Annotated in this window: 21 protein-coding genes, 8 tRNA genes and 1 other RNA gene; 26 read left to right on the top strand and 4 right to left on the bottom strand. The window is 37.6% G+C overall.

Annotated elements, in window-relative coordinates; translation table 11 throughout:
- Positions 1-9 precede the first annotated feature (9 nt).
- Positions 10-249, bottom strand: coding sequence for an acyl carrier protein (locus FW768_RS12450; RefSeq protein WP_002976354.1), 240 nt, complete (start codon positions 247-249; stop codon positions 10-12).
- A gap of 374 nt (positions 250-623) precedes the next feature.
- Here FW768_RS12450 and FW768_RS12445 point away from each other — a divergent pair, with 374 nt between their 5' ends.
- On the top strand, positions 624-2,039 hold the full coding sequence (locus FW768_RS12445; RefSeq protein ID WP_153395864.1) for an aldehyde dehydrogenase family protein: 1,416 nt from the start codon (positions 624-626) through the stop codon (positions 2,037-2,039).
- A gap of 67 nt (positions 2,040-2,106) precedes the next feature.
- The gene (locus FW768_RS12440) at positions 2,107-2,901 is read left to right on the top strand and encodes a helix-turn-helix domain-containing protein (protein ID WP_153395862.1); all 795 of its coding nucleotides are present in this window, start codon (positions 2,107-2,109) and stop codon (positions 2,899-2,901) included.
- A 506-nt stretch (positions 2,902-3,407) separates the two neighbouring features.
- Here FW768_RS12440 and ssrA read toward each other — a convergent pair.
- Together ssrA and FW768_RS12430 are read right to left on the bottom strand one after the other, a co-directional pair.
- Positions 3,408-3,808, bottom strand: a transfer-messenger RNA (tmRNA) gene (gene ssrA / locus FW768_RS12435).
- 155 nt (positions 3,809-3,963) lie between these two features.
- On the bottom strand, positions 3,964-7,800 hold the full coding sequence (locus tag FW768_RS12430; RefSeq protein WP_153395860.1) for a T9SS type B sorting domain-containing protein: 3,837 nt from the start codon (positions 7,798-7,800) through the stop codon (positions 3,964-3,966).
- Between the two features lie 379 nt (positions 7,801-8,179).
- On the opposite strand from FW768_RS12430, the gene rpsU reads away from it, so the two are divergent.
- The 19 genes from rpsU (at position 8,180) to nusG (ending at position 20,892) form a co-directional block, all read left to right on the top strand.
- Positions 8,180-8,377, top strand: a complete 198-nt coding sequence (rpsU, locus tag FW768_RS12425) for a 30S ribosomal protein S21 (protein ID WP_062697349.1) — start codon at positions 8,180-8,182, stop codon at positions 8,375-8,377.
- A gap of 84 nt (positions 8,378-8,461) precedes the next feature.
- Complete coding sequence (locus tag FW768_RS12420; RefSeq protein ID WP_153395858.1) at positions 8,462-9,349, top strand: tyrosine-type recombinase/integrase; 888 nt, start codon at positions 8,462-8,464, stop codon at positions 9,347-9,349.
- A complete protein-coding gene (locus FW768_RS12415; RefSeq protein WP_153395856.1) occupies positions 9,346-9,636 on the top strand; it encodes an HPF/RaiA family ribosome-associated protein in 291 nt (96 codons plus the stop codon). Before FW768_RS12420 ends, FW768_RS12415 begins: the two co-directional genes overlap by 4 nt.
- A gap of 110 nt (positions 9,637-9,746) precedes the next feature.
- Positions 9,747-9,820, top strand: a tRNA-Thr gene (locus tag FW768_RS12410).
- A gap of 20 nt (positions 9,821-9,840) precedes the next feature.
- Positions 9,841-9,921 (top strand) — tRNA-Tyr (locus tag FW768_RS12405).
- An 88-nt stretch (positions 9,922-10,009) separates the two neighbouring features.
- Positions 10,010-10,082 (top strand) — tRNA-Gly (locus tag FW768_RS12400).
- 91 nt (positions 10,083-10,173) lie between these two features.
- Positions 10,174-10,247, top strand: a tRNA-Thr gene (locus tag FW768_RS12395).
- Positions 10,248-10,267: 20 nt separating this feature from the next.
- Positions 10,268-10,348: transfer RNA gene (locus FW768_RS12390), tRNA-Tyr, on the top strand.
- Between the two features lie 87 nt (positions 10,349-10,435).
- A tRNA-Gly gene (locus FW768_RS12385) sits at positions 10,436-10,508 on the top strand.
- A 42-nt stretch (positions 10,509-10,550) separates the two neighbouring features.
- Positions 10,551-10,622: transfer RNA gene (locus FW768_RS12380), tRNA-Thr, on the top strand.
- A gap of 222 nt (positions 10,623-10,844) precedes the next feature.
- Entirely contained in the window at positions 10,845-11,525 is a 681-nt protein-coding gene (locus FW768_RS12375; RefSeq protein WP_153395853.1) for a response regulator transcription factor, read from the top strand.
- Positions 11,526-11,528: 3 nt separating this feature from the next.
- Positions 11,529-12,893, top strand: a complete 1,365-nt coding sequence (locus FW768_RS12370; protein WP_153395852.1) for an ATP-binding protein — start codon at positions 11,529-11,531, stop codon at positions 12,891-12,893.
- Positions 12,894-13,015: 122 nt separating this feature from the next.
- Positions 13,016-14,260: a TolC family protein gene (locus tag FW768_RS12365; RefSeq protein WP_153395850.1), complete on the top strand. Its 1,245-nt coding sequence runs from the start codon at positions 13,016-13,018 to the stop codon at positions 14,258-14,260.
- Positions 14,261-14,262: 2 nt separating this feature from the next.
- Positions 14,263-15,345, top strand: a complete 1,083-nt coding sequence (locus tag FW768_RS12360) for an efflux RND transporter periplasmic adaptor subunit (protein ID WP_153395848.1) — start codon at positions 14,263-14,265, stop codon at positions 15,343-15,345.
- Between the two features lie 61 nt (positions 15,346-15,406).
- On the top strand, positions 15,407-18,505 hold the full coding sequence (locus FW768_RS12355) for an efflux RND transporter permease subunit (protein ID WP_153395846.1): 3,099 nt from the start codon (positions 15,407-15,409) through the stop codon (positions 18,503-18,505).
- 266 nt (positions 18,506-18,771) lie between these two features.
- Positions 18,772-19,977 (top strand): elongation factor Tu, encoded by a 1,206-nt coding sequence (tuf, locus tag FW768_RS12350; protein ID WP_039369540.1) that lies wholly within the window; start codon positions 18,772-18,774, stop codon positions 19,975-19,977.
- Positions 19,978-20,035: 58 nt separating this feature from the next.
- A tRNA-Trp gene (locus FW768_RS12345) sits at positions 20,036-20,106 on the top strand.
- A gap of 16 nt (positions 20,107-20,122) precedes the next feature.
- Positions 20,123-20,329 (top strand): preprotein translocase subunit SecE, encoded by a 207-nt coding sequence (gene secE, locus FW768_RS12340; protein WP_034723808.1) that lies wholly within the window; start codon positions 20,123-20,125, stop codon positions 20,327-20,329.
- Between the two features lie 20 nt (positions 20,330-20,349).
- A complete protein-coding gene (nusG, locus tag FW768_RS12335; RefSeq protein ID WP_002976412.1) occupies positions 20,350-20,892 on the top strand; it encodes a transcription termination/antitermination protein NusG in 543 nt (180 codons plus the stop codon).
- A gap of 352 nt (positions 20,893-21,244) precedes the next feature.
- Here nusG and FW768_RS12330 read toward each other — a convergent pair whose 3' ends face one another.
- The gene (locus FW768_RS12330; protein WP_153395844.1) at positions 21,245-21,493 is read right to left on the bottom strand and encodes a hypothetical protein; all 249 of its coding nucleotides are present in this window, start codon (positions 21,491-21,493) and stop codon (positions 21,245-21,247) included.
- Positions 21,494-21,660: 167 nt separating this feature from the next.
- Here FW768_RS12330 and FW768_RS12325 point away from each other — a divergent pair, with 167 nt between their 5' ends.
- The 5 genes from FW768_RS12325 (at position 21,661) to FW768_RS12305 (ending at position 26,230) form a co-directional block, all read left to right on the top strand.
- Positions 21,661-22,275: a hypothetical protein gene (locus tag FW768_RS12325; protein ID WP_153395842.1), complete on the top strand. Its 615-nt coding sequence runs from the start codon at positions 21,661-21,663 to the stop codon at positions 22,273-22,275.
- A 10-nt stretch (positions 22,276-22,285) separates the two neighbouring features.
- Complete coding sequence (locus tag FW768_RS12320) at positions 22,286-22,933, top strand: hypothetical protein (RefSeq protein WP_153395840.1); 648 nt, start codon at positions 22,286-22,288, stop codon at positions 22,931-22,933.
- A gap of 6 nt (positions 22,934-22,939) precedes the next feature.
- Complete coding sequence (locus FW768_RS12315) at positions 22,940-23,608, top strand: hypothetical protein (protein ID WP_153395838.1); 669 nt, start codon at positions 22,940-22,942, stop codon at positions 23,606-23,608.
- Between the two features lie 110 nt (positions 23,609-23,718).
- Positions 23,719-24,804 (top strand): IS481 family transposase, encoded by a 1,086-nt coding sequence (locus tag FW768_RS12310; RefSeq protein WP_153391442.1) that lies wholly within the window; start codon positions 23,719-23,721, stop codon positions 24,802-24,804.
- 190 nt (positions 24,805-24,994) lie between these two features.
- Entirely contained in the window at positions 24,995-26,230 is a 1,236-nt protein-coding gene (locus FW768_RS12305; RefSeq protein WP_185151973.1) for a glycosyltransferase family protein, read from the top strand.
- Positions 26,231-26,261: the final 31 nt, after the last annotated feature.

Here is a 26,261-nt window from a genome sequence, read left to right as displayed (position 1 = left end):
TGAAGAATATTATTTATTTACTACTTCCTCGATATAAGCGATAGCGTGTCCTACAGTAGTAATTTTTTCAGCCTGATCATCAGGGATTTGAATGTTGAATTCTTTTTCAAACTCCATGATAAGTTCAACTGTATCCAATGAATCAGCTCCTAGATCGTTAGTGAAGCTAGCTTCAGGAGTTACTTCTGTTTCTTCAACGTCAAGCTTATCAGCGATGATAGCTTTTACTCTTGATGCAATGTCTGACATAGTAAATTATTTTTTTAATTGTTAGATGGTGCAAATATATAAAATTCTTTACGATAAAACATTTTTTTAGTCTTTTTTGTGGACAACGATTCCGGATTTTGGATAATAAAACTTTAGTCTTTTCGTTTTCAGGAGTTTATATTTGTATATATTATATGGTGATTGAATTTGATTTTATCTGAAACCGATTTGATTTTTTTTAGCCAGCTATTGCTAAAAGAACCATTTTTTCACCCTACCTCATCATTCTGAAACAAACATGAATGATTAAGCTGAGCTTTTTAACAAAGTTGAATTGAGCTTTACAACAAAATGATGAGATCCTTATTATCGGAACTTTGTCCTGTACAATTAAAATAAATACATACATACCTATGAAACGTATAGACAAAGCTTACATCAATGGTGAATTTACCGGATTAAACGGTACTGAAGTCTTTGACCTTATTAATCCTTCAAACCATCAGAAAATTGGAGAAGTAGTACTGGGGGATGAAATAGATACACAAAACGCGATTGCCGCAGCAAAAGAAGCTTTTAAAACATTTTCGAAAACAACTATAGAAGAACGTATTGTCATTCTTGAAAATCTAAAGAAATCTGTACAGGGCCGTGAAGAAGATCTTATTGAAACCATGATCCTGGAATATGGAGGAACACGACAGTTTTGTACCATGAGCTTTCAGAATATGGTAGGAGGTTTTGATCATATGATAGAGACCTTACGTGATTTCGAGTTTACCAGGAAGGCCGGAAATACTCAGGTACAGATGACACCGGTTGGCGTTGTAGGAATTATTACTCCCTGGAATTCCAGCAACAGCTTTATCTGCAATAAGTTTGCGACTGCCGTTGCAGCAGGATGTACGGTAGTGGTAAAGCCCAGCGAGATGAGTGCATTGCAGACACAGGTTATTATGGAGTGTTTTCATAATGCAGGCCTTCCAAAAGGTATCTTTAATGTGGTGAACGGATTGGGCAGTATTGTGGGGAATGAGATTGTTAATAGTAATGATGTGGCTAAGATATCCTTTACGGGTTCTACCCAGACAGGTAAAATGATCGCTAAAGGAGCCGTGGATTCAATGAAGAGAGTTACGTTGGAACTTGGAGGGAAATCACCTAATATTATTCTTGATGATTCAGATTTGAAACAGGTCATCCCTCAGGCTGTTTTTGGAGCTTATATGAACAGTGGCCAGGCTTGTATTGCGCCTACGCGTTTACTGGTTCCCCGTTCAAAAATCAAAGAAGTAAACACCATTGCAAAAGAAGCTGCAATGCAGGTTGTTGTTGGAAATCCTGCTAATGAAGAGACCAATGTAGGACCCATGGTTTCTGAAAAGCAATACGAACGGGTACAATCTTATATTAAGCTTGGAATAGAAGAAGGAGCAGAGATATTAGCAGGAGGTATTGGAAAACCCGAAGGTCTTGAAAACGGAAACTTTGTAAAGGCTACTATTTTTACCAATGTTCACAACGATATGCGGATTGCACAGGAGGAAATCTTTGGTCCTGTACTATCCATTATCCCTTATGAAAATGAAGAAGAAGCTGTTGCAATAGCCAATGATACCACTTATGGATTGGCTGCTTATATCTCTTCTGCGGATGAGAAACGTGCTTTGAATGTCGCGTCACAAATTGAAGCCGGAAGGGTTTGTATCAACGGCTTTAAGCATGATCCTCTGGCTCCGTTCGGTGGATTTAAACAGTCGGGAATTGGAAGAGAATTTGGAGCATATGGTTTAGAAGAATATCTGGAGCCTAAATCAATATTAATATAAAAATAATTAAAAGCAGTATATTTAACAGTCAGACCGAAAGGTTTCGTTCAATATGAATCGTATAAAAATGTCTGAAGACTTAAATTATATCAATTATTCCTGCTACTTTACTGTTTTTCGTGAAGGCGAGCAGTTTGTTTCTTACAATGCCTTGTCTATGGTAATTTCAGGAGAGATGGAACTTAATGACGGGGAGAATAGGAAGGTATTTCGGAGCGGAGATGTATATCTTGTCAGGAAAAATCAGTTATTAAAGTTTTTGAAAAAACCAGGTGAGGGAGCAGGGTTTAAATCTTTATCCATCAGGTTTGATGACGGAATGCTGAAGCAGATGAGCACAGAGGAACGTTTTGCAGTTCCGGAAAAAGTTAAAACTCCTGTTTTTATAGAGCTGTCACATGTTCCGCATCTGAAATATTTTATGGAATCTCTGTTGCACTATCAGGATCTTTTAGAAAATAAATCTCCGGAACTGGCTTTCTTAAAACAGAAAGAAGCATTGCTGCTATTATTTGGATATGATCCGTCATTAAAGAATATTCTCTATGATATTTCCGAACCTTACAAGATCAATCTTGAAGAGTTTATGCTGAAGAATTACCATTTTAATGTAAAACTTGACCGCTTCGCCTACCTTACCGGAAGAAGCCTGGCTGCTTTTAAAAGAGATTTTGAAAAGATATTCGGAACAGCACCCGGAAAATGGCTGCTTCAAAGAAGGTTACAGGAAGCCCGTTATCTTCTGGAAAAAGGGAAAAAGATTTCGGATATCTATCTGGATCTCGGATTTGAAGATCTTTCCCATTTTTCATTTGCATTTAAAAAGCAATTTGGATTGCCACCTAGTAAATTGTCCTTATAGCATCTTCTTGTATAAGAAATCATAAACGGGGCTAGCTCTTTTTTGAACCAGCCCCTTTTATTTTACTTATCTTTTACTACAGCCTGAATGAAGCCTTTTTCGTATATTCATATACCTCCCTGAAATTTCCAGCCCTGCAATAATAAACTGTTTATTTCTTTTTATATCTCTTCAATAGAAAAGCTGCTGATAATCCTGTATTTCATGGTTTATAGTTTTTTAGTTGGACTAAATATATAAATAAAAAGCAATTGATATTTTGAATAACTGCAATTTGCGGCTTCATTATTTGCTGTTATTCATTATTTATGAGTACCTTTGCCATGATTCTCATTTATTTGAGTTTTCATGGTTATTAGTTTTTATCCTCGAAGCAATTCGGGGATTTTTTTTGCTTTGTGATATTGACTTTTATAATAGAAAGATAAGGTAAGACGTTTTTGAGTGGCTTTGGGAAAAACAAAAAAGAGAAAGTGTAATTATATACAAATTCTCTCTAGTTTAAAAAGTGGAGTTGGAGGGATTCGAACCCTCGTCCAAACAAGCAATACATAAGCTTTCTACATGCTTATTCTACCATTGGTTTTCGACTGGAGGCAGAGGGCAGACACCCAACTTCCAGCTTATCTTCTAAATTTTCGTGCTTTAGCCGAAGTTTCTAAAACCTTATTTCCGCATTCCTATATCCCAGAATCAAACGCCGCAGAACAGAGCATTTGTGGAATATCTTGCTTCCCTACTGAAATCTTCGGGAAAACGCTTGATCTACTATACTTCGATATTAAGCTGCAAGAGCGAACTCTTCGTTGCCAGTTAAAATTTTGTAGCAAGGGATTATAGAGATCGCGCTACGGTTCTCTGCATGCTTACTTACCCATTGGTCTTGCTGTCGAAACCAGTCAACCCCATGAATAAAGTGACTGCAAATATAGAATATTTTGTTTAAATACCGTTAATATCGGCCATTGCTTTTTTTAATTATAGTAATAAGGGGAGGATTCTGATTCATAGGGGTGAAACAAAACTGCCGACATTCATAGATTGTCGGCAGTTGTATAAAAATTAATCTCTATTTTTTAATAATATCCAGCCTGATGTTTCTACAGGTTTTTTACTGATTTTATCTTCCCAGAATAAACGGTACCAGTAACTGCCCGTAGGAAGTGGGGCGTTAAGATATTTACCATCCCATATCGGATTTTTAGGAGTGACCTTGAAAATCGATTTTCCGTATCGGTCAAATATACTTCCTTCAAAGTTTCCATATCTGCTGATGATACTGAAATCAATCCCATCATTAATGCCGTCATAGTTTGGAGTGATAACATTGGACATGAAAAACGTATAATAAGTTGTATTCGTTTCGCATAATGCTCCTCTGTTTCTTACTTTAATAGGATATTGAGTATTTCTGAGTACGTTGGTGAATATATTGGATGACTGCCATGTTACCCCTCCGTCTATGGAGTACTCTGCCGGAAGGTTTCCACTGTTTTTGATATTGATCGTTAAGGTATTGTCCTTATAAATAATATTCAGGATTTCAGGCGTAACAATATACCTTACCGTAGCAGTGAATGTTTTTGAGCAGACTCCGTTGCTTATAGTAACTGAATAATTTCCTTCAAGCTCTACATTAATGGTCCGGGTGGTTGCTCCTGTATTCCATAAATAAGTGTAGTTAGGTCCGAATCCTGCATCCAGAATAGCTTTGTCTCCTTTACAGATTTCAATGTCATGTAGGGTTGAAACAATTTCAGGAACAACATTAATTGTTATTGTAGCCGGCGTCTGGGCAGCGCATCCATTAACTCCGGTTCCGGTTACCGTATACGTTGTGGTTGTAGTAGGTGACACTGTCTGCGAGCTTCCGTTGCCTGGAATACCTGTCCAGGTGTAAGTAGCAGCCCCTGTGGCAGTAAGAACCACAGATTCCCCAAGGCAAATAGTAAGTTTAGGTGCAGAAATAGCAATAGTAGGAGGGGTTATGTTTTTGTTAACCACTACTGAAGCCTGGCTGGTACATGCTAAAGGTGCTGCACTTGTAATGGTAAGAGTATAAGTTCCACCATTATTAACGGTAGGAGTCAAAGTACTGCCTCCTGAAATAATAGACCCTCCATTAGAAGCTGTCCATAGGAATGTGGCTCCGGGCTGATAGATTGAAGCTGTTGCATTGAGTGTGATTTGCGGGTTGGTGCAGGTGATCTGTGCCGGTGGAGCAATATTTACAATGATGGCATTATCCATAGTTACGACTACGGATTTTTGATATTGGCAGCCGGCAGGTGTTGTAGCGGTAACAGTATAAGTGCCGGGTATATTAATCGTATTAGAGGCTCCATTTACTCCATTTGACCATGTAAATGTATTTCCTGTCCCCTGTGAAGAAGCGGTCAGTATAGTTGAAGATCCCGGGCAGAAAGAAAGATTTCCGGAAACCTGTAAATTCGGATTGTTTTCTGCCGAAATGCTAATGGATGCCGGTGCGCTTGAGCACAATCCGTTTGCCCCCGTTAAAGTGTAGGTGCCGGGAGCTGTAATGGTGATGGATTGGGTTGTTTCTCCTGTGGACCATGTGTTTCCCGTTGCATTGCTTGAAGTTAAAGTGATATTCCCTCCATAGCATATCGTTGTAGAAGATGCGCTGATCGTTGGCACAGGGAATTGGGTAACGGAAAGCTGCAGCTGGGCTACTTTAAAACAGGTTGTTGATTTTACACGGACATAAATGGTAGCATTACCTGAATTATAGGTTGTTGGGTTCGTAATGGTATTCGCATTTCCCGCAATCGCATCTGCCTGATTCACATAATAATCAAAACTTACAGTTGAAGTTGTGCTGATATTAGGTTGTGCTGAAGTAAGATCAAAAATAGCTGTTGCCGTATTGGAGCATTGGCTCAAACTTGAATTCTGAACAGCAGGAACAATGCCTTGTGCTACCGTAACAGATTTCGTGTACTGGCAGTTGGCGGGCGTTTTCACAGTAACAGTATAAGTTCCCGGAGACGTTACAGTAATCGCTGGTGTTGTTGCTCCTGTAGACCAGGTGTAGAGGTTTCCTGTCCCCGCCGAAGCAGCTGTAAGTTGTGTGCTGGTTTGGTCACACAGTAATAAATTTCCTGTAATGGTCACATTCGGGTCGTTCTCTTTATTTATAGTAACTGAAACGGGAGTACTGGTGCAATTTCCGCTTGTATTGGTCAAAGTGTAGATGCCTTCGGTTGTAACGGTGATCGATGGGGTTGTTGCTCCTGTAGACCAGGTGTTTCCGGTGCTGATGCTTGATGTGAGGGTAACATTCCCTCCGTAGCATATCGTAGACGAAGATGCTGTAATGCTCGGTGCGGTCGATTGCGTAATATTTAATTGCAATTGTGCAATTTTAGAACAGATTGCTGATTTTACCCGGACATAGATCGTTGCATTACCTGAATTATAGGTTGCTGGGTTCGTAATTGTATTCGTATTTCCTGCAATCGCATCTGCTTGATTCACATAATAATCGAAACTTACATTAGCTGTTTGGCTGATATTGGGTTGCGATGAGGTAAGGTCGAAAATAGCTGTTGCCGTATTTGAACATTGGCTCAAGCTTGAATTCTGAACAACAGGAACCACACCTTGTGCTACCGTGACAGATTTTGTGTACTGGCAGTTGGAAGGGGTTTTCACAGTAACCGTATAGGTTCCCGGTGTTGAAACCGAAATAGTATTCCCCGTTGCTCCTGTAGACCAGGTGTAAGTGTTTCCCGTTCCTGTGGAAGAAGCGGTAAGCTGCGTGCTGGTTGATTCACAGAGTACTAAATTTCCTGTAATACTTACAGCGGGATCCGTATCTTGAGTAATCGTAGTAGAAACCGGAGCGCTCGTACATGTTCCATTGGTAGTTGTTAAAGTATAAGTCCCCGGAGAAGTTACTGTAATAGAAGGGGTAGTAGCTCCAGTAGACCATGTATTTCCTGTGGGGTTGTTAGAAGTTAAGGTAATGCTTCCTCCCGGGCATAAAACAGTGGCCGAAGGTGTTATTGAAGCAGTAATACTTTTGTTTCTGAAAACAATGGCATTGGTCTGTTTGCAGGCATTGATCGTACTTCCAGGGCTGTTTGGATCTTGATAGTTAATATTATAATAGTAAGTATTGGTAGTGTTTACGGTGGTTGGAGCTGTGATGGGATTCGTTCCGGTAGCCGCATTATTGGCATTGTTAAAATAAGTAACCGTGAAATTGGGATTTCCGTTTAATATTCCTGCTGATAAAGAACTGAAATCGAAAACGGCTGTATTTCCGCAGATTGGGATTTCCCGCGGTGAATTGGCATTCGGTCCCGGAGCTCCCGGTGGTATAAATGGATTGGGAGCTGCAGACGAATTATTGAAAGGTGAAACAAAAGTAGCAGTACCTCCCCATGTTAAATTAAATGTATAAACAGTGGTCGACCAATTATCTACATATAAATAATAGGTCTGCCCGGCGAGTACATCCATATATTTGCAATACCTTGGCTGGCCGAAGCCTCCGGGTACGGAAGTCTGTGTGCTGCTCATATTCAGTCCTGTAGCTCCGTTTTCCCCGGAGGCATTACAGCGGATAGGGGTTCCTCTGTTGGAGCAGGTTACATTCGGGCCATAAACTGCCCAGTCATAATCGACAGGTCCTGTTGGGGTGATGTCAAAGGTAAGGGTGCCACTGGTTGCAATGGTAAATTTATACCAGACTGAATGATTTTCATATGAAAGACATCCTCCTAAATTTTCATTAATATTTCCTATTCCTGATGGTGTGTAATTGATATTGGAGTTTCCACATACCGTGATCGCTGAAATGCAGTCTTCCTGTGCGGTAAGAGATAGGTAAAAGAGTGCTAGTATAGTAAAAAGTATTTTTTTTAGCATATCTGGAAGTGTTTTTTTAAAATGACTTTTATTGATATAATCTGCTGTTACTTAGGGCGGGTAAAAAAATAAAAAGCTGAGTTGAGAGGAAGAAGGTTATAAATAAGAGTAATTATTTTTTCATGGCTGTTTTGTTTTATTATTTTTAAAAATCCAAATTTAATCAAAATATGATTATCTTAATGTTTTATTATTTTATTTTGAATAAATTCATAATTTAACTTTAAATATTAAATGTATTTCATTGATTTGGATATTGATTTATTGTTTTTATAATGTTTTTAGTTGAAATTAAAACCCATTATCTTTTTTTACTGGATATAATTTTGTTGTTTAATGAAAATATATTACTTTTGCAATCCAAAATGAGATGTAAAATATGTTAATAATTCCAGTAAAAGATGGTGAATCCATCGACAGAGCTTTAAAAAAATATAAAAGAAAATTTGATAAAACAGGTACAGTTCGTCAATTAAGAGCTAGACAACAGTTTATTAAGCCTTCTGTAACTTTAAGACAAGCTAGACTGAAAGCTGCTCACAAGCAGAGAAATCTTAGCAAAGAAGAGCAGGCTTAAGAATTTTCTTAAATCGCATACATTAATTCACTTCTTAAATACGTATATTTGAGAGGTGAATTTTTGTTTTTATACCCTACGTAAATGCTATATAAGTTTTTAGAATATTTACAATTCGAGAAGAGGTATTCTCCTCATACCATTACAAGCTATAAAAAAGATCTTGAAGATTTTTCTTATTTCTTCCTCAGAACAGAATCTTCAGATGACATTTCCAAAGCTGACAAAAAAGTAATCCGGAATTTTATCATTGAATTAAGCGAAAATGGAATTTCAAAAAGAAGCATCAACAGAAAATTATCATCTCTGCGAAGTTTTTATCTTTTCCTTTTAAAAATAGGAGAAATTAAAATTTCTCCGGCAGAAGGGATGTCTTCTCTGAAGTTTTATGCTGAAAAACAGATTCCTATGTCACAGGAGGAAATGCAGGATCTCAATGACCGGATATTTATAGAAGTACATGATATTCTCGAAAGATGTATTATGGAAGTGTTATATCAGACCGGAATCCGGAAAGCAGAACTTTGTGGCCTGATGTTTGAGTATGTTAATATAAGCGGAAACGAACTGAAAATAATAGGAAAAGGGAATAAAGAAAGATTTATTCCGATTTCCGAAGGCCTTTCGGAGCTGCTTGAAAGTTATCTGGAAATAAGGAAACCTACGGACGAACATAAAACCTATTTTTTTGTCAATAAAAAGGGTAAAAAACTCAATGAAAAATTTGTTTATGTGGTAGTTAATAAGTACCTTAGTCTTGTAACAACAAAAGAAAAAAGAAGCCCTCATATCCTGCGGCATAGTTTTGCTACACATGTTCTGGATAATGGGGCGGAGATCTCCAAAGTAAAGAAAATATTAGGGCATTCAAGTCTTGCAAGTACTCAAGTCTATACGAATGCTAATATTGAACAATTGAAAAAAGTGTTTAATCAGGCTCATCCTAGAGCGTCTAAAAAAGAAGAATTATGAAGATCACAGTACAATCAATTGGTTTAACTCCACACGAACCACTAGAATCACACATTGACAAAAAAGTAAGCAAATTAGATACCTTCTATGATAAAATTCATGAGTGTAAGGTTTTTCTGAAAGTTGAAAATAACGCCGATAAAGCGAATAAAACAGCTGAAATTATTTTAGCGGTTCCGGGAGACGATATTGTAGTAAAAAAGACATCTGCCAGTTTTGAAGAAAGTCTAGACCTTTGTGTTGATACTGCTAAAAAGCTACTAATCAAGAAAAAAGAAATGGCGTAGTAAAAAAGTTTAAAAAAAGTTATAGAAAAATTTGAGAATTCAAAAAATCCGTTCTATATTTGCACTCGCAAAAAGGGAACAGCGATCTTTTGAATTCTTTTTTATTAAATGCTTCCATAGCTCAGTTGGCCAGAGCACGTGATTTGTAATCTCGGGGTCGTGGGTTCGAATCCCTCTGGAAGCTCAATTTAATATAAAATATCTGGGGAGATTCCAGAGTGGCTAAATGGGACTGACTGTAACTCAGTTGCTTCGGCTTCGTAGGTTCGAATCCTGCTCTCCCCACATTTTATATTAGAAAAAAAAAGTTGCAGGATTAAATAGTTTTTCTTAGTTTTGCACAGCGTTTACCAATAGTTTTGGAAACAAAATTGCGGAAGTAGCTCAGTTGGTAGAGCGTCAGCCTTCCAAGCTGAATGTCGCGGGTTCGACCCCCGTCTTCCGCTCAAAATATCACTCAAAAAGGGTGATTTTTTTTTCACTACTGAAATGCGTAGAGTAGAGTTTCTCCACCGCTTTCAGTCGAAATATTAAAATGCCTCCATAGCTCAGTTGGCCAGAGCACGTGATTTGTAATCTCGGGGTCGTGGGTTCGAATCCCTCTGGAGGCTCAATTTAATATAAAATATCTGGGGAGATTCCAGAGTGGCTAAATGGGACTGACTGTAACTCAGTTGCTTCGGCTTCGTAGGTTCGAATCCTGCTCTCCCCACATTTTATATTAGAAAAAAAAGTTGCAGGATTAAATAGTTTTTCTTAGTTTTGCACAGCGTTTACCAATAGTTTTGGAAACAAAATTGCGGAAGTAGCTCAGTTGGTAGAGCGTCAGCCTTCCAAGCTGAATGTCGCGGGTTCGACCCCCGTCTTCCGCTCAAAGAAAATCACGCTAATCAGTGTGATTTTTTTGGTTCAATGCCGACTTAGCTCAGCGGTAGAGTGCTTCCTTGGTAAGGAAGAGGTCACGGGTTCAAGTCCCGTAGTTGGCTCACTATCATCCCGGATTTTTTCGGGATTTTTTTATGCCTGCAAGCCAGAAATTAATAAAAAATATTCTTCCCAAATTTTGAAACTGATCCTTTATCTTTTGTGAGTTTATAATCTGTATTATTCCATTTACAGCTTAAAATTTAATTAAAACTGTCTATCTATTTTTTATGGATGATCCGGGACCATAAAATTTTCGTTAAATTCGTGTAAAATAAATTTTGATGAATATTCTTTTACTGGAAGACGATCTTATTCTTTCTGCGGAGCTTTGCAGATTTTTAGAATCAAATAATTTTACCTGTGATAAGATCTATGACGGAGAAACTTTTCTCCGCCAGATTAAGAACAATACCTATGCTCTATATCTGCTCGATATCAATGTTCCTAAAATAAATGGACTTGATGTCTGTCAGACTATTCGTTCCTTTGATAAGAATACGCCTATCATTATTATTTCGGCTTATGGCGATATCTCCGATAAAAAGGATGCTTTTACCCGTCTTGCAGATGATTATCTCGTAAAACCGTTCCAGTTTGAAGAGCTTTTACTGAGAATGAACTCCCTTCTAAGAAGAAAAGCGCCGTCAGATACCACAGATCAGGATATTATTCGGGTAGATGATCTGATCATTAATAAAACTGAGCAGAAGGTTTACCGTGCAGGGAATGAAATTGCCCTTACCCTGAAAGAATTCCAGCTGCTGGTTTATCTGGCCGAAGCACAGGGGAGAACCGTTTCCAAGCAACAGATCACTGAACATGTATGGGAACATAACTTTAATACGAATACCAACACCGTAGAGGTTTATATTAACTTTTTACGGAAAAAGATTGATAAAGATTTTAAAATTAAACTTATTCATACCCGTTCAGGATTTGGATATTATTTAAGCCCGTTATAATAAATGTCGTTAAAAAGAAGGATAGCATTAACGCTCAGCATCGCTTTTTCCCTGCTTTTTGCAATGGTAATGGCGGTGATTTACCTGTCCTTTAATGATTTTCGAAGAGACGAATTCAAAGAAAGATTCAGGCAACGTCTGGAATTTACCACTCATTTTATTTCAAAGTCTAAGGATTTTGAAGAAGAAGCCCCTGTTTTTTTTAATGAAAATTCGGATAATATCCTTCTGAATGAAACGATTTTAATTTTTAATGCTCAGAAAGAGCTTATTTACAGTACAATCAAAGACCGGAACGTAACCTGGGATAATACATTGCTTAAAGAATTAGATGAAAAGAAAATCATCTATACAGAAAAAACAGTTCCCGAGATTTATGCGGCATTACGCAATATCAACGGTGAAAATTATTATATTCTTACCAGTGCTTTTGATACCAATGGCAAATCAAAGCTGGCATTCCTGAAATATCTTTTGATTACAGCCTATGTAATGAGTACGCTTCTTATCGGCTTTTTGAGTTATTATTTCATGGGAAAATTTTTACGTCCTTTGGAAGATCTTAACCAGGAAATTTCAGAAGTGACGGCTCATAAGCTGACTACAGAGATCCCTGTCCGGCAGTCTGATGATGAGATCAATGTATTGGCAAAATCATTCAATACCATGATTGGCAGGCTGGATGATGTTTTTCAGTCACAGAAAGATTTTACAGCCAGTGCATCGCATGAGATCAGAACTCCCATTACAAGAATGGCCTTTCAGTTGGAAAATCTGATCAAATTTGAAGAACATTCCCCAAAAACGCTATCCTCTTTAAAACAAATCCAACGCGATATTTATCAGTTATCTGATCTTACAAACTCTTTGCTGCTGCTGACAAAATTTGATAAAGAAAATATCCAGAGTATTTATGAAGAAGTAAGAATTGATGAAGTGATCTTTGAAGCCTTTGAAGCCGTTGAAAAAAGTTACCCAACGCTTAAAATGGATTTTCTCATCTCTGAAGATACTTCTGAAAATGGTCTTCTTATCATCAATGGAATCCAGTCGTTGCTGGTTATTGTTTTTATTAATCTGTTTAAGAATGCCGCAGTATATTCTGATGATGCAGAAATGGATGTCCTCATTACGGAAACCAATGAAGAGCTTATGGTAGATGTTATTTCTCATGGTAATACGATTCCGGAGGAGGAGCAATCCAGGCTTTTTGAGGCTTTTATGAGAGGAAACAATTCACAGAATATTTCGGGCTCAGGCCTTGGGCTTCGTATCGTTAAAAGAATTCTTGAATATCATGGTGCGCAGATCATATATTCTTCACCATCTGAAAATCTTAATAAATTCAGTATAATTTTCAATAAATAAATTGTCAGGAATATTCCGTTTAGCCACAGACTTTTTTACCCAAGCAAAATTTAATTTTTTTTTAAGCAATCTTTAAGAGCATTTTAATCCTGTAGAGGCAATTTTGTTGATAAATAGAAAGAATGAACAAGATTGTCGGACTGCTCATTGCCATTTCCTCATTCATGGCAGGGCAGCAGCGGGAGCTGTCGCTTGTGGAGTGTGAAGAAGCATTTCAGAGCAATAACCTACAGCTTCTCGCAGAACAATACAACATCAACATGGCTGATGCAGATATTCTGCAGGCAAAAATCTGGGAGCTTCCTCAGCTCAGCGGCCAGATTAATGCTTACAATCCCGAAGGAAATAAAGTATTTGATGCAGGCCATGCAAAAGGAGCCCAGGTTACCCAATTGATTTACATGGGCGGGAAAAAGAAGAATGAAATTGCTTTTGCAAAATCAAATAAAGAATTGGCCCAGTTACAGTTTTCTCAATTGCTTGTAGATTTAAGGGCCCAGCTACGTACTGCTTATTTCAATCTCTACTACGAAAAACTTAAACTTGACAATACCAATAAGCAATTAGGGTATATGAATGACCTTTTGAGTGCCTACCGCGTACAGTCGGCAAAAGGAAACGTTTCCCTTAAAGACGAAGTAAGATTACAGAGCCTTGTGATCCAGCTGAACAATGATAAGCTGGGAATTAATAAAAATATTCTTGAATTCGAACAGAGCTTAAAACTACTGACAGGGATTACCGAAGATATTGAACCCCGGATTTCCGATGCCGAAGCAAAGGATATTTTGGCTGCCCAGCCTTTTGGTGACGATGAAGAACTTAAAAAGAAAGCGCTGGAAAACAATGCAGACTATCAGTATTATTTAAAATTAATAGAAAACAGCAAATTATACGCCCAGTGGCAAAAATCTATGAATGTTCCGGATCTGAACGTAGGTGCCGGATGGGACCAGAACGGAGGAACATTTAAAAATGAAGTGAATCTTATGGTGGCTATTCCGCTGCCTTTATGGAGAGCCAATCAGGGAAATGTTGAAAAAGCGAATTATGCCATTCAGCAGAATCAGAAAAATGCAGACTATCAGAAATTAAACCTTGAAACAAAAGTCCGGGCAGCTTATAAAACATGGAAAACCCAATACGATCAGCTGGCAGAGATCAAAACAACAGATCTTAATAATATGGATCTAGTGTATGACGGGATGATGAAAAACTTCAGGAAAGGGAATGTAAACCTTATTGAGTTTACAGACTTTATGGACAGCTACAGGGAGACAGCCCTTCAGATCTATGATATGAAAAATGAGATCATCCAGTCTGCAGAACAACTCAATCAATTAATACAAACCAAAATCTTCTATTAATCATGAAAAAATATATTATCCCTGTACTGATCGCTCTGACTTTACTATCCTGCGGAAAAAAAGAAGAAGTGAGGCCGCAGGCCAAAAAAGGGTTTGAACTGAGCAATACCATGCTGAGCTCCATCTCTCTCGCCAAAGTTGAAAAAAAATATATAGAAGATGAATATAATTTCTACGGAAAAATTTCTGCTGATAAAAACAGTTATATTGATGTTTACCCTTTAGTAGGAGGAAACGTTTTAAGCGTAAATGCAGAATTGGGCGATTATGTGAAAAAAGGGCAGGTTCTGGCCACCATCAGAAGTACAGAACTCGCAGAAGTACAGAAAGACGTAAGTGATGCTAAAACTGATCTGGTGGTTGCCCAGAACAATCTTAGGGTAGCTAAAGAAATGTTTGAAGGAAAGCTGACCACAGAAAGAGAAGTTCTGGAAGCCAAAAGTGTTCTGCAGAAAGCACAGGACCAACTGCAGAGGGCTACCGCGGTAAGTACGGTATACAATGTAAAAAAAGGAAATATTTACAGTGTTGTAGCGCCAATCAGTGGATACATTGTTCAGAAAAATATCAATAAAGATATGCAGCTGAGAAGTGACAGAAGCGAAAATATCTTCGATGTAGCCAATACCACCAATGTATGGGCCATCATGAACGTAAACGAATCTGATATAGACAAGATCAGCCTTGGAATGAAAGCTCAGGTTTCCACTTTATCTTACCCGGATAAAATTTTTGACGGAAAAATTGATAAAATATTTAAGATCATTGATCCCGAAACCAATGCCATGCAGGCAAGAGTTGTTTTGGATAATGCTAATGGCCTCCTGATCCCGGAAAGCAAAGCAACGATAAAGGTTTCCAGCTCTGAGAGCAGCACAGCGCTTACCGTACCCTCAAAAGCAGTGATCTTCGATGACAACAGAAGCTTTGTAGTGGTTTTTAAATCCAGAACCGACATTAAAGTGAAAGAAATAAAAGTAATGAAGCAGGTAGGAGAAGTTACCTATGTGGGAGGAGGCCTGTCTGAAGGAGAAGAAGTGATCACCAACAACCAGTTACTGATTTACCGTTCCCTGAACAGCTAATTTTTAAACTTTGTTTTAAAATTCTTTCAACGGCTTTTTTAGGTCATCAATGTAATCAATCATGAATAAATTTATTAAAAATATAATTGCTTTTTCCTTAAAGAATAAAGCTTTTACTTTTATCTGGGTTGCTATTTTAGCAATATCAGGCTTTATCAGCTTCAAAAATATGCCCATTGAAGCTTTTCCTGATGTTACCAATACCCAGATTGTCATTATAACCCAATGGAATGGGCGGAGTGCCGAAGAAGTCGAACGTTTCGTTACCACCCCCATCGAATTGGCCATGAGCCCGGTTCAAAAGAAAACAAACGTAAGAAGTACTACCATGTTTGGTCTTTCTATCGTGAAAATTCTTTTTGACGACGGGGTGGATGATACTTTTGCCAGAAATCAGGTCAATAACCAATTAAGAACCATTAGCCTTCCTGATGAGGTAGATCCTGAAGTACAGCCACCCTACGGGCCAACCGGTGAAATTTTCAGATATACCCTTGAAAGTAAAACCAAAGACTCCAGAGAACTGCTTACCCTTCAGAACTGGGTTATCGATCGAGCCTTAAGAGGAGTTCCCGGAGTAGCAGATATCAATGTATTTGGAGGCCAGGACAAAGTTTTTGAATTAAGTATAGATCCACGGGCACTGGATAAATACAATCTTACGCCACTCCAGGTATATGATGCCGTTACCAAGAGTAACCTGAACGTAGGAGGAGATGTTATTGAAAAGAACGGGCAGGCTTATGTGGTAAGAGGCATAGGACTTGTGAAATCCATCTCTGATATTGGGAATATTACCATACATAACGACAGTGGAAATCCTGTGCTGGTAAAGAATGTTGCAGATGTTCATGAAAGCTCTATGCCGAGAGTAGGGCAGGCAGCCCTGAATCATCATGATGATACCGTGGAAGGAATCGTGGTGATGAGAAAAGGAGAAAATCCAAGAGAGGTTCTGGTAGGAGTAAAAGCGAAAATTAAAGAACTCAACGAAAAAATCCTTCCAAAAGATGTGAAAATGGTTACTTTCTACGACAGAGATAACCTGATGGATTTTACCACACACACTGTAATGCACAATCTGATTGAAGGGATTGTACTGGTAACGGTAATTGTTTTGATCTTTATGGCAGACTGGAGAACAACTCTGATTGTTTCCATCATCATTCCTTTGTCCCTGCTGTTTGCTTTCCTGTGTTTAAAACTGGCGGGAATGAGCGCAAACCTTCTTTCTCTGGGAGCTGTAGACTTCGGGATTATTATAGACGGAGCCGTCGTCATGGTGGAAGGGCTCTTCGTAATGCTCGATCATAAAGCACATAAATACGGAACTGAAAAGTTCAACAAACTGGCCAAAGGAGGCTGGATCAAGCAGACAGGAACAGGTTTGGGAAAAGCCATTTTCTTCTCAAAACTGATCATCATTACCTCCCTGATTCCTATTTTCTCATTTCAGAAAGTAGAAGGAAAGATGTTCTCACCTTTAGCCTTTACCCTGGGTTTTGCACTGATGGGAGCATTGATATTCACGCTAACCCTGGTTCCGGTTCTTTCCCATATTTTATTAAATAAGAATGTAAAAGAAAAGAACAATCCGTTTGTTAATTTCTGGGACAGAATTGTTTTAAAAGGCTTCAACTATACTTTTAAACATAAAAGGATGAGCCTTATTGTGGCTATTGCATTTCTGGCAGTAACATTGTTCTCCGGAAAGTTTTTAGGAACTGAATTCCTGCCGCAGCTTAACGAAGGTTCATTATGGATCACAGCGGAAATGCCGATGAGTTCATCATTAAAAGAATCACTGAAAACAGCAGATCTTCTCAAGAAAGATATTATGAGTGTACCGGAAGTAACAGATGTTCTGGCGCAGACAGGCCGAAGCAACGACGGAACAGACCCTAATGGATTCGGATTTGTACAGTTTGCCGTAAATCTTAAACCTAAAGAAGAATGGAAACGCAAGATCACCTATGAAGAACTGATTGATGAGATCGATAAAAAACTCAGAAATTATCAGGGAATTACATTCAATTATTCACAGCCGATCTCTGACAATGTTGCTGAAGCAGTAGCCGGATTTAAAGCGGAAAACGGAATCAAAATCTATGGAGATAATCTGGAAACCCTGGATAAGCTGGCAGAAGAAGTGCTGGCACAGATCAAAAATGTAGAAGGGGTAAAAGATCCGGGAATCATTAAAAATATAGGCCAGCCGGAAGTAAGTGTGATTCTGGACAGAGATAAAATGGCTGCTTACGGAGTGATGCCGGCAGATGCACAGGCCGTGCTGGAAATGGCTTTCGGAGGAAAAACAGCTTCAGAAATGTTTGATGGCGAACGAAAATTTCCTATTCGTCTCCGCTATTCTCAGGAATATAGGAAAGATGAGAATGATATTGCTGCATTGATGGTGCCTACACAGGATGGAGCTAAGATTCCTTTAAAAGAAATCAGCCGTATTGTAAAAGATAATGGGGCTGCATTTATCTACAGAGATGACATCAAAAGATATATTGGTGTTAAATTCTCAATCCGCGACCGTGATTTGGGAAGTACGATTGCCGATGCTCAGAAAAAAGTAGCCCATATTGAACTACCGGACGGCTATTCTATCGGATGGACAGGGCAGTTTGAAAACCAGCAGCGGGCTTCCCACAGACTTACCCAGGTGGTTCCGGTGAGTATACTGATGATTTTCTTTTTATTATTTATCCTGTTCGGGAATATGAAAGACTCTCTTCTGGTACTGGCTAATGTGCCTTTTGCCCTTATCGGTGGAATTATTGCGCTCCATGTTACAGGAATCAACTTTGGAATTTCTGCGGGGGTAGGAATGATTGCCCTTTTAGGAATCTGTATACAGAACGGGGTAATCCTGATTACGGAATTCCATCAGAATGTGAAAAACGGACTTATGATAGATGATGCTATTTTAAGCGGTGTAAAATCCAGAACCAGACCTGTAATTATGACCGCATTGATGGCCTCCATAGGATTGATGCCTGCTGCTTTATCTACCGGTATCGGATCAGAGTCACAAAAACCACTGGCTATTGTGATCATTGGAGGGCTTATTACAGCCACTGTTCTTACCTTACTCATTTTCCCGATCATTTTCTGGATCTTCAACAGGACCAAAAAGTCCCAGCAGATCTAGTATTCTTTCATTTATATTATATTATTGTGCCTGAAATATTCTGTATTTCAGGCTTTTTCATAAAAGCTTCCTCAAAGTTTTCGCAAAGTTTTTTTCAATCGGGAAATTTATGTAAATTTGCAGTCTCAATACATTGAAATAAAAGGTTTGTGCTTCATTGGATCTGAATATTGAAACTTTTTTCATTAAAAAGGTTTTCGTATTTAAAAATTCATTATATTTGCACACCGAAAATTTGAAAAACAATAAATAAATAATTTTAAATCATGGCAAAGGAAACGTTTAATCGTAACAAACCACACTTGAACATTGGTACTATTGGTCACGTTGACCATGGTAAAACTACTCTTACAGCTGCTATTTCTGCTGTATTAGCTAGCAAAGGTCTTGCTGAGAAAAAAGACTTCTCTGCAATTGACTCTGCTCCAGAAGAAAAAGAAAGAGGTATTACTATCAATACTGCTCACATTGAATACGAAACTGAAAAAAGACACTATGCTCACGTTGACTGTCCAGGTCACGCCGATTATGTTAAGAACATGGTAACTGGTGCTGCTCAGATGGATGGAGCTATCGTAGTATGTGCTGCAACTGATGGTCCAATGCCTCAAACTAGAGAACATATCCTACTTTGCCGTCAGGTAAACGTACCTAAGATCGTTGTTTTCATGAACAAAGTTGACATGGTGGATGATCCAGAATTGTTAGAGCTTGTTGAAATGGAACTTAGAGATCTATTAGCTACTTATGACTTTGATGGAGATAACTCTCCAGTAATTCAAGGTTCAGCTCTTGGAGCACTTACTGCAGCTACTAACGGTGACTCAGAAGATAAGTGGTTCAAAACTGTTGAAGCATTAATGGATGCAGTTGATGAGTGGATTGACGAGCCAGTAAGAGATACTGAGAAGCCTTTCTTGATGCCAATTGAAGACGTATTCTCTATTACAGGTAGAGGTACTGTAGCAACTGGTAGAATTGAAGCAGGTATTATCAACACTGGTGATCCAGTTGATATCGTAGGTATGGGTGATGAAAAATTAACTTCTACAATTACAGGAGTTGAGATGTTCAGAAAAATCCTAGACAGAGGTGAAGCTGGTGATAACGTAGGTCTATTGTTGAGAGGTATTGAAAAAACTGACATCAAGAGAGGTATGGTTATCGCTAAGAAAGATTCTGTTAAGCCACACAAAAAATTCAAAGCATCTGTTTATATCCTTTCTAAAGAAGAAGGTGGACGTCACACTCCATTCCACAACAAATACCGTCCTCAGTTCTACGTAAGAACTACTGACGTTACAGGTGAGATCTTCTTACCAGAAGGTGTAGAAATGGTAATGCCTGGTGATAACTTAGAGATCACTGTAGAATTGTTACAACCAATCGCTCTTAACGAGGGTCTTAGATTCGCGATCAGAGAAGGAGGTAGAACAGTTGGTTCAGGTCAGGTTACTGAAATCTTAGATTAATATCTTAAAATATAAAAGGCTTCCGTAAGGAACTTCTTTACGGAAGCTTTTTAAATCTACGGGCATCGTCCAATGGTAGGATACCGGTCTCCAAAACCGTTGATCAGGGTTCGAATCCTTGTGCCCGTGCAAATATAAATATCGTATGAGTTCATTTGTCGATTTTTTAAAAGGTTCTTATAACGAATTCAGACATAAAGTTGAATGGCCAAAGTGGTCTGATCTTCAGTCTTCTACAATTGTAGTGACTATAGCGACAGTGATTTTGGCATTATTTACCTTTGGAGTTGATGAATTGTTTTCTAAAGCAATCAGCAACATAATTGGAATGCTAATTAACGTGTTCAACTAAAACAAAAGTATTTTCCCATAATGAGCGAATTGAAATGGTATGTGCTGAAAGCAATCAGCGGACAGGAAAATAAAGTGAAAAACTATATTGAGACGGAGATCAAACGTTTAGGGTTTGAGCAGTACGTTACTCAAGTGGTTATTCCTATGGAAAAGGTAATTCAGATTAGAAACGGTAAAAAAGTTCCTAAAGAAAGACCTTACTATCCTGGGTACCTGATGATCGAAGCTGATCTGATGGGAGAAATTCCTCACGTTATCAAAAATATTCCTGGTGTAATTTCTTTCTTAAGTTTAACAAAAGGAGGAGATCCTGTTCCGATGAGAAAATCTGAAGTGAACAGAATGCTTGGAAGAATGGATGAACTTTCAGAATTTGCAAGCGATGTTGAGATTCCATATGTAGTAGGAGAGAATGTTAAAGTAATTGACGGACCTTTCAACGGATTCAACGGTACAGTTGAGAAAATTCTTGAAGATAAAAAGAAAATTGAAGTTTCTGTATTAATCTTCGGTAGAAAAACTCCAATGGAACTGAGCTACATGCAAGTTGAAAAAGTATAATACAACTTACTATAAAATATAGAAAGACCGCTGAATAAGCGGTCTTTTTTTTATTCCCTTTTCTTTATAATTAGAATCTTAATAGTAAAATAAAAGGCTTTGCTTAAAAACTTATAGGAAGTTTTTTATTAATCGCTGAGTTAAACAAGGATAAATAATTTCAGACGTTTTTAAGATAAACAAAGCCGCTTCGCTTATTTTTGAAATACAAGGGTTTTCTTTGTATTACTTTACCAAGTTTACGCCTTTGTTTACCTTATTTACACATTGTATAAATATTCTTTGTGTATCCTTGCGGGAAATCTATTACCTCACAAGTTTTGAACCTATCCTGCTATTATACTTTTTGTTTTCATGATTTATAAAAAGCATAGTTTTCCATTTGATACGATCTGTCTGATTTTAATTCCCTCAATATTTGTTCATTGAATTGAGCTCTTTCCAATATTACACCTGATTCATTATCAATCTGTAAAGACATTCTTTTTGTTGTTGTTGATATTATAATTATTTGTGCTGTTTTTAGTTTTGTATTCAATGTTTTTAAATTAAACTGCTTGTTTTGTTCATAATAATTAATTATTTTTTGATTATTATTCATGTGGCACACTTCTTGTAAGTTACTGCCTGACTAATCCATAAATTTTATATGATCTCCATTGAATACTATGCCCCGCAGGAGTACGGGGTTTGTTATGCCTATAAATTAATTCAGAGTTCTATCATATAAAATTGAAAAGTTAAGTAACCAATAAACACACATTTCTAATGACGAAAATTATTTCGATGGCGCTTGTGGCAAGTGCTGTGCTTATGAACGCTCAGGTTGGCATAAATACTACCACACCTGAAAAAGAACTGACTGTAAACGGGACAATGAAAACATCTGGAATGGTTTTCAAAAAGCCTATGGAAAAACTAGGTGCCAATGAGAATTATACTTTTATTATTAAATCTCCCGCACCGGAAAATAAAATTACAGCTTACAACGACTCCTTTGTACCTAATTCACCTGCACCCATCAATCTTATTCAGTTTAAAATTACTTGTGATCCTTCCGATAAAGATTGGGTAAACCAGTTTGATACAAAGATTAATGCTCAAAAGTTTTTTGTAGTTATCTCTTCTTTTGGTTTTACTCAGCCGGTGAGATCTTCTACAGATTGGGTAACACCTGTTCCCCAAATCTATGCTTATCCCTTAGGTGGAACATGGAAACTTAAGGCAGACTACCAGGGATTCTCTCCGGTTTCATCATTACCTACCGGTGAATGGACGCTTAATTTATTAGTTTTTGACAGATCCTATGCAAAAGATGTAAGTTCTACACAGGACCTTAAAGCTTCTTCTACAGGGGCTGCAGCAGCTCCGTTAATTCAATAAAAATACAATCATGAAAAAAATTACCCTGTTATTATGTATGGCTTTTGCTTCATTAGGAATAAAAGCCCAAATTGGAATCAATACTGCTAACCCAAAAGGAACGCTGGATGTAGAAGGAGAAACTTTGGTTGAGTCCTATTTAATAGATACGGAAAATGCTCCGGCAAGAGGAAATTATCTGCTTCTTACCCGTTCCAAGGACAGTTCTCCTGTCGGAAAAGTGAAAATGCTCGATATTTCCCTTCGTAATGTGGCCCCTGTAAATATGTATACTGTTATTTTAAAAAATGTGAAGCAGGACGAAGTAGTTAGCCTGAATACAGGATTAGACGCGGATAAATACGTTCTTGCTATTACAGGAGCTGTTTTTACTGATGCGGTATCAGCTGCCAATACAAGTACCAGTCCTAAATCGTACGGAGCTTATTCTACTGAAGTTACTAAACTTTCAAAAAATGGTAAAAACTACCATGCCGTGAATTTAAGCTTCAAGGGAGCAGGTACTGTTTCTTCACAAAACGGAACATGGACATTTACACTGAATGTTTTCGAAAAATCATTAGTCAAGGATTGGGGAACATTCAATGGTTCTGTTTCGGCTTCTGCCTCGCCAATCTATTCAGGAGTTTCTGCTAATACCCCTCTGGGGCTTCAATAAAAAAATATGAGAAAGAAAATTTATATCACTATAATAATGGCTTTGGGTTTATTTTTGAATGCCCAGACAGGTAAGGTAGGAATCAAAACGGATAAGCCCACAGAGACTCTTGATGTGAACGGAAAAAGTTACACAAATGCTTTGTATCTGAGAAACCCGGGAGAACCTACCATGACAGGAGGAAGCTTCTTAGCAACTTCAGAAAACGGACTTCAATTGTATGACCCAACCCTGGAAAGCAGCGGATTGTTTAATTACATCAAGCTTACCCTTACAGGAGTTTCCGGAAACGGGATCACAGATTACGATACTAAAATTGATGCCAATAACTTCTTAGTTGTTCTTCACAATTATTCATTTAAACTGAATGACAATTCTACGAATGTAATGCTGGATTACGGAGACAACGGAATTAATGATAATAAACAGGGTTCTCCGGATGTAACCGCTTTCAAAAGCAATGGGACATGGCATATCAAAGCAAAATTTACTGATAGCAGGATTATTGCTACCAATACCAATCCTCCATCCAGAACCTATGATAATTTTACAGTAGATCTTTATTTAATGGCTTATAAGAGATTAATCACAAAACAAAATATCAGCGATGTAAATGCTGATCTGGGAGGAACAGATGGTTCAGCTCAAACGATTAATAAGCCTTCAGGATTTTAATATAAAATAAGATTTCGATCTACATTAAAAGTCATACATTACGTGAATTAGTCAATACTTAATCTGACAGTTATAATCAAATTAAATAACTTTAAAACAGATTAAGTATTATGACAACACAACAAAAGATTATCAAAAACAAGTTAGGCGTACTTGAATTAGCACAACATTTAGGAAACGTATCCAAAGCCTGTAAGGTGATGGGCTATTCCCGAGACAGTTTTTATAGATTTAAAGAATTGTATGAGCAAGGAGGTGAATTAGCATTACAGGAAATCTCCAGAAGAAAGCCAGTATTAAAGAATCGTGTAGATGAAGTCATTGAAAAAGCTGTTGTTGATATAGCTATTGAAAACCCTGCTTTGGGGCAGCTTAGAGTAAGTAATGAACTTAAAAAGAAAGGTTTCATTGTATCACCAGGTGGAGTCAGAAGTATTTGGTTAAGACACGATCTACATACGTTTAAACTAAGATTGAAAGCCCTAGAAGCCAAATCTGCTCAAGATGGTGTAGTCCTTACTGAATCTCAACTTTCAGCACTAGAAAGGGCTAAGGAAGAGAAAAAAGCTCATGGAGAAATTGAAACTCATCATCCTGGATATTTAGGAGCTCAAGACACTTATTACGTAGGCAATATCAAAGGAGTTGGACATATTTATCAACAAACTTTTATTGATACATATTCAAAGGTAGTATTTGCAAAGCTATATGACCGTAAAAATGCTCTTATTGCTGCTGACATGCTTAATGATCAGGTAGTCCCTTTCTTTGAGCAGCAGGAACTTCGTTTACTCAGAATTTTAACAGACCGAGGAACGGAATACTGTGGAATAAGAGAACAGCATGAATACCAGCTCTATTTGGCCATTGAAGATATCGATCATACGAAGACCAAGGCTAAAAGCCCTCAGACCAATGGTATTTGTGAACGTTTTCACAGGACGATACAGGACGAGTTTTATGCCATAGCTTTCAGAAAGAAAATTTACAGAAGTATTGAAGAACTGCAATTAGACCTGAACAGCTGGTTGTCGTATTACAACAATGAAAGAACGCATACAGGAAAACATTGTTACGGTAAAACACCGATGCAGACGTTTCTAGATAGTAAAACTATTGCAAAAGAGAAATTATTGGAAACTCTTGCAGAGGAACAAAAAATCCTTACTTTTGGAAGTAAGGATAATATTGGATAACTGACAATTATTTTTAACCCCTAACTGTCAGATAAAGTCGTGGCTATTACACATTACGATATGACTTTTTTTGTTTTCTAAACGTGTCCATCATAAAAAATGGGAGTAAAATCTTCTGTTTTTCTTCCATCTTTCTTTACTTTTGCTTTTTAGAAATCTATATATGCTAGGTAATTCAAAAATACGATTGGTGAATTTTTTCTTGAATTGGAAAACGTTCCTTATCTTAAACCTTTTCATTCTTACAGTTAAAATTCTCTTCTCAGTATATACAAAATTTAATGCTGAGTTTTTTGAAGACTGGTCCATTGCTGAAAATTTGGCTCGTGACGGCGTATACTCTATGCAGTCCAGATTTGGAAGCTCTGTCTATAAACTTCCTGTTTATCCATTGTTTTTAAGCTTTTTTATAAAGATATTCGGTACCGTAAAAGCGGTGAAATGCATTGTTATCATCCAGCATGTATTCTATTTTGTGATCCCGGTAATTATTGTTAAAATATTCGAGAATTTTAATTTCAAAACAGCTGGATTTCTGGCAGCATATTTCTTTATTTTCTCTCCTGCCTATTTTTACTATTCTAATGTTCTTGAGGCAACCAATCTGTTTATACTACTTTTTGCAGCTTGGATTTATTTTTACTCTATAATATGGACACAATTAGTTATCTATAGAAAATTGATCATTTTCTCAGTAATGACAGCCCTTGTAGCGCTCACACAGGTTGTGGCAGTTCCTATAATGGCCGTACTGATTCTGGTTTTGTGTTTTTATAAAAAATTATCTATAAAACAGAGCGTGACCGTTAGTTTCATAGCCGTACTTCTTTACTCTCCCTGGGTAATCAGGAACTATCTTACTTTTGATCAGCTTATTGTGAGCAAATCTCCTGTTTGGCAGAATGTATTTTTAGGATATGAATCCGAATATCAGATTTTGCCCGGTAATAAATTCATGACAGAAGAAGAGGAGAAACTCATTGAAGAGAAAATTGCAGTTCATAATGAATTTGCGGATGAACCTATTTTTGAAGAGGCCGTATCAAAAATTGTGGAAGCAGATAAAATGGCCCCTCTAAAAAAGGGACTTAATAACTTTATAAGTTTATGGTTTGTTCCCAAACGGTATTTTGATAACAATGGACTATCTGTTCTTATCGGAAGAAAACTGTATGTGATTGGGATCAATTTACTATTCGTAGTGAGTCTTGGCTATTTCTTCAGAAAAAACAAACCCCTTTTCCTGTTTTTAACGGTAGTATTTGCAGGATTTACATTTCCTTATCTGATAGGACACGCTGCGAATATCCGATTTAAATTGGATTTTGAATGGATAGAGACTTCTGTAATTTCCCTGTTTATATTTTTGAAGTATCTGAATATAAAAAAAGAATCTGTTAAAGAGCAGGGAGGGAATTTAAGTTAATGAATGCACCTGTATAAAAATTAAAAAGATC

Source organism: Chryseobacterium vaccae (genome assembly GCF_009602705.1).
Lineage (GTDB): Bacteria > Bacteroidota > Bacteroidia > Flavobacteriales > Weeksellaceae > Chryseobacterium > Chryseobacterium vaccae.
Note: the sequence above shows the minus strand (reverse complement) of the source record. Positions and strands in the feature narration are given on the sequence as shown.

What these genes read in the sequence shown, in the direction of transcription:
- tuf (WP_039369540.1), top strand. Translation starts at nt 18,772, where the DNA reads ATGGCAAAGGAAACGTTTAATCGTAACAAACCACACTTGAACATTGGT.
- FW768_RS12360 (WP_153395848.1), top strand. Translation starts at nt 14,263, where the DNA reads ATGAAAAAATATATTATCCCTGTACTGATCGCTCTGACTTTACTATCC.
- FW768_RS12355 (WP_153395846.1), top strand. Translation starts at nt 15,407, where the DNA reads ATGAATAAATTTATTAAAAATATAATTGCTTTTTCCTTAAAGAATAAA.
- FW768_RS12330 (WP_153395844.1), bottom strand. Translation starts at nt 21,493, where the DNA reads ATGAATAATAATCAAAAAATAATTAATTATTATGAACAAAACAAGCAG.
- FW768_RS12445 (WP_153395864.1), top strand. Translation starts at nt 624, where the DNA reads ATGAAACGTATAGACAAAGCTTACATCAATGGTGAATTTACCGGATTA.
- FW768_RS12365 (WP_153395850.1), top strand. Translation starts at nt 13,016, where the DNA reads ATGAACAAGATTGTCGGACTGCTCATTGCCATTTCCTCATTCATGGCA.
- FW768_RS12320 (WP_153395840.1), top strand. Translation starts at nt 22,286, where the DNA reads ATGAAAAAAATTACCCTGTTATTATGTATGGCTTTTGCTTCATTAGGA.
- FW768_RS12450 (WP_002976354.1), bottom strand. Translation starts at nt 249, where the DNA reads ATGTCAGACATTGCATCAAGAGTAAAAGCTATCATCGCTGATAAGCTT.
- FW768_RS12440 (WP_153395862.1), top strand. Translation starts at nt 2,107, where the DNA reads ATGTCTGAAGACTTAAATTATATCAATTATTCCTGCTACTTTACTGTT.
- rpsU (WP_062697349.1), top strand. Translation starts at nt 8,180, where the DNA reads ATGTTAATAATTCCAGTAAAAGATGGTGAATCCATCGACAGAGCTTTA.
- FW768_RS12375 (WP_153395853.1), top strand. Translation starts at nt 10,845, where the DNA reads ATGAATATTCTTTTACTGGAAGACGATCTTATTCTTTCTGCGGAGCTT.
- FW768_RS12310 (WP_153391442.1), top strand. Translation starts at nt 23,719, where the DNA reads ATGACAACACAACAAAAGATTATCAAAAACAAGTTAGGCGTACTTGAA.
- FW768_RS12430 (WP_153395860.1), bottom strand. Translation starts at nt 7,800, where the DNA reads ATGCTAAAAAAAATACTTTTTACTATACTAGCACTCTTTTACCTATCT.
- FW768_RS12370 (WP_153395852.1), top strand. Translation starts at nt 11,529, where the DNA reads ATGTCGTTAAAAAGAAGGATAGCATTAACGCTCAGCATCGCTTTTTCC.
- secE (WP_034723808.1), top strand. Translation starts at nt 20,123, where the DNA reads ATGAGTTCATTTGTCGATTTTTTAAAAGGTTCTTATAACGAATTCAGA.
- FW768_RS12325 (WP_153395842.1), top strand. Translation starts at nt 21,661, where the DNA reads ATGACGAAAATTATTTCGATGGCGCTTGTGGCAAGTGCTGTGCTTATG.
- FW768_RS12315 (WP_153395838.1), top strand. Translation starts at nt 22,940, where the DNA reads ATGAGAAAGAAAATTTATATCACTATAATAATGGCTTTGGGTTTATTT.
- nusG (WP_002976412.1), top strand. Translation starts at nt 20,350, where the DNA reads ATGAGCGAATTGAAATGGTATGTGCTGAAAGCAATCAGCGGACAGGAA.
- FW768_RS12415 (WP_153395856.1), top strand. Translation starts at nt 9,346, where the DNA reads ATGAAGATCACAGTACAATCAATTGGTTTAACTCCACACGAACCACTA.
- FW768_RS12420 (WP_153395858.1), top strand. Translation starts at nt 8,462, where the DNA reads ATGCTATATAAGTTTTTAGAATATTTACAATTCGAGAAGAGGTATTCT.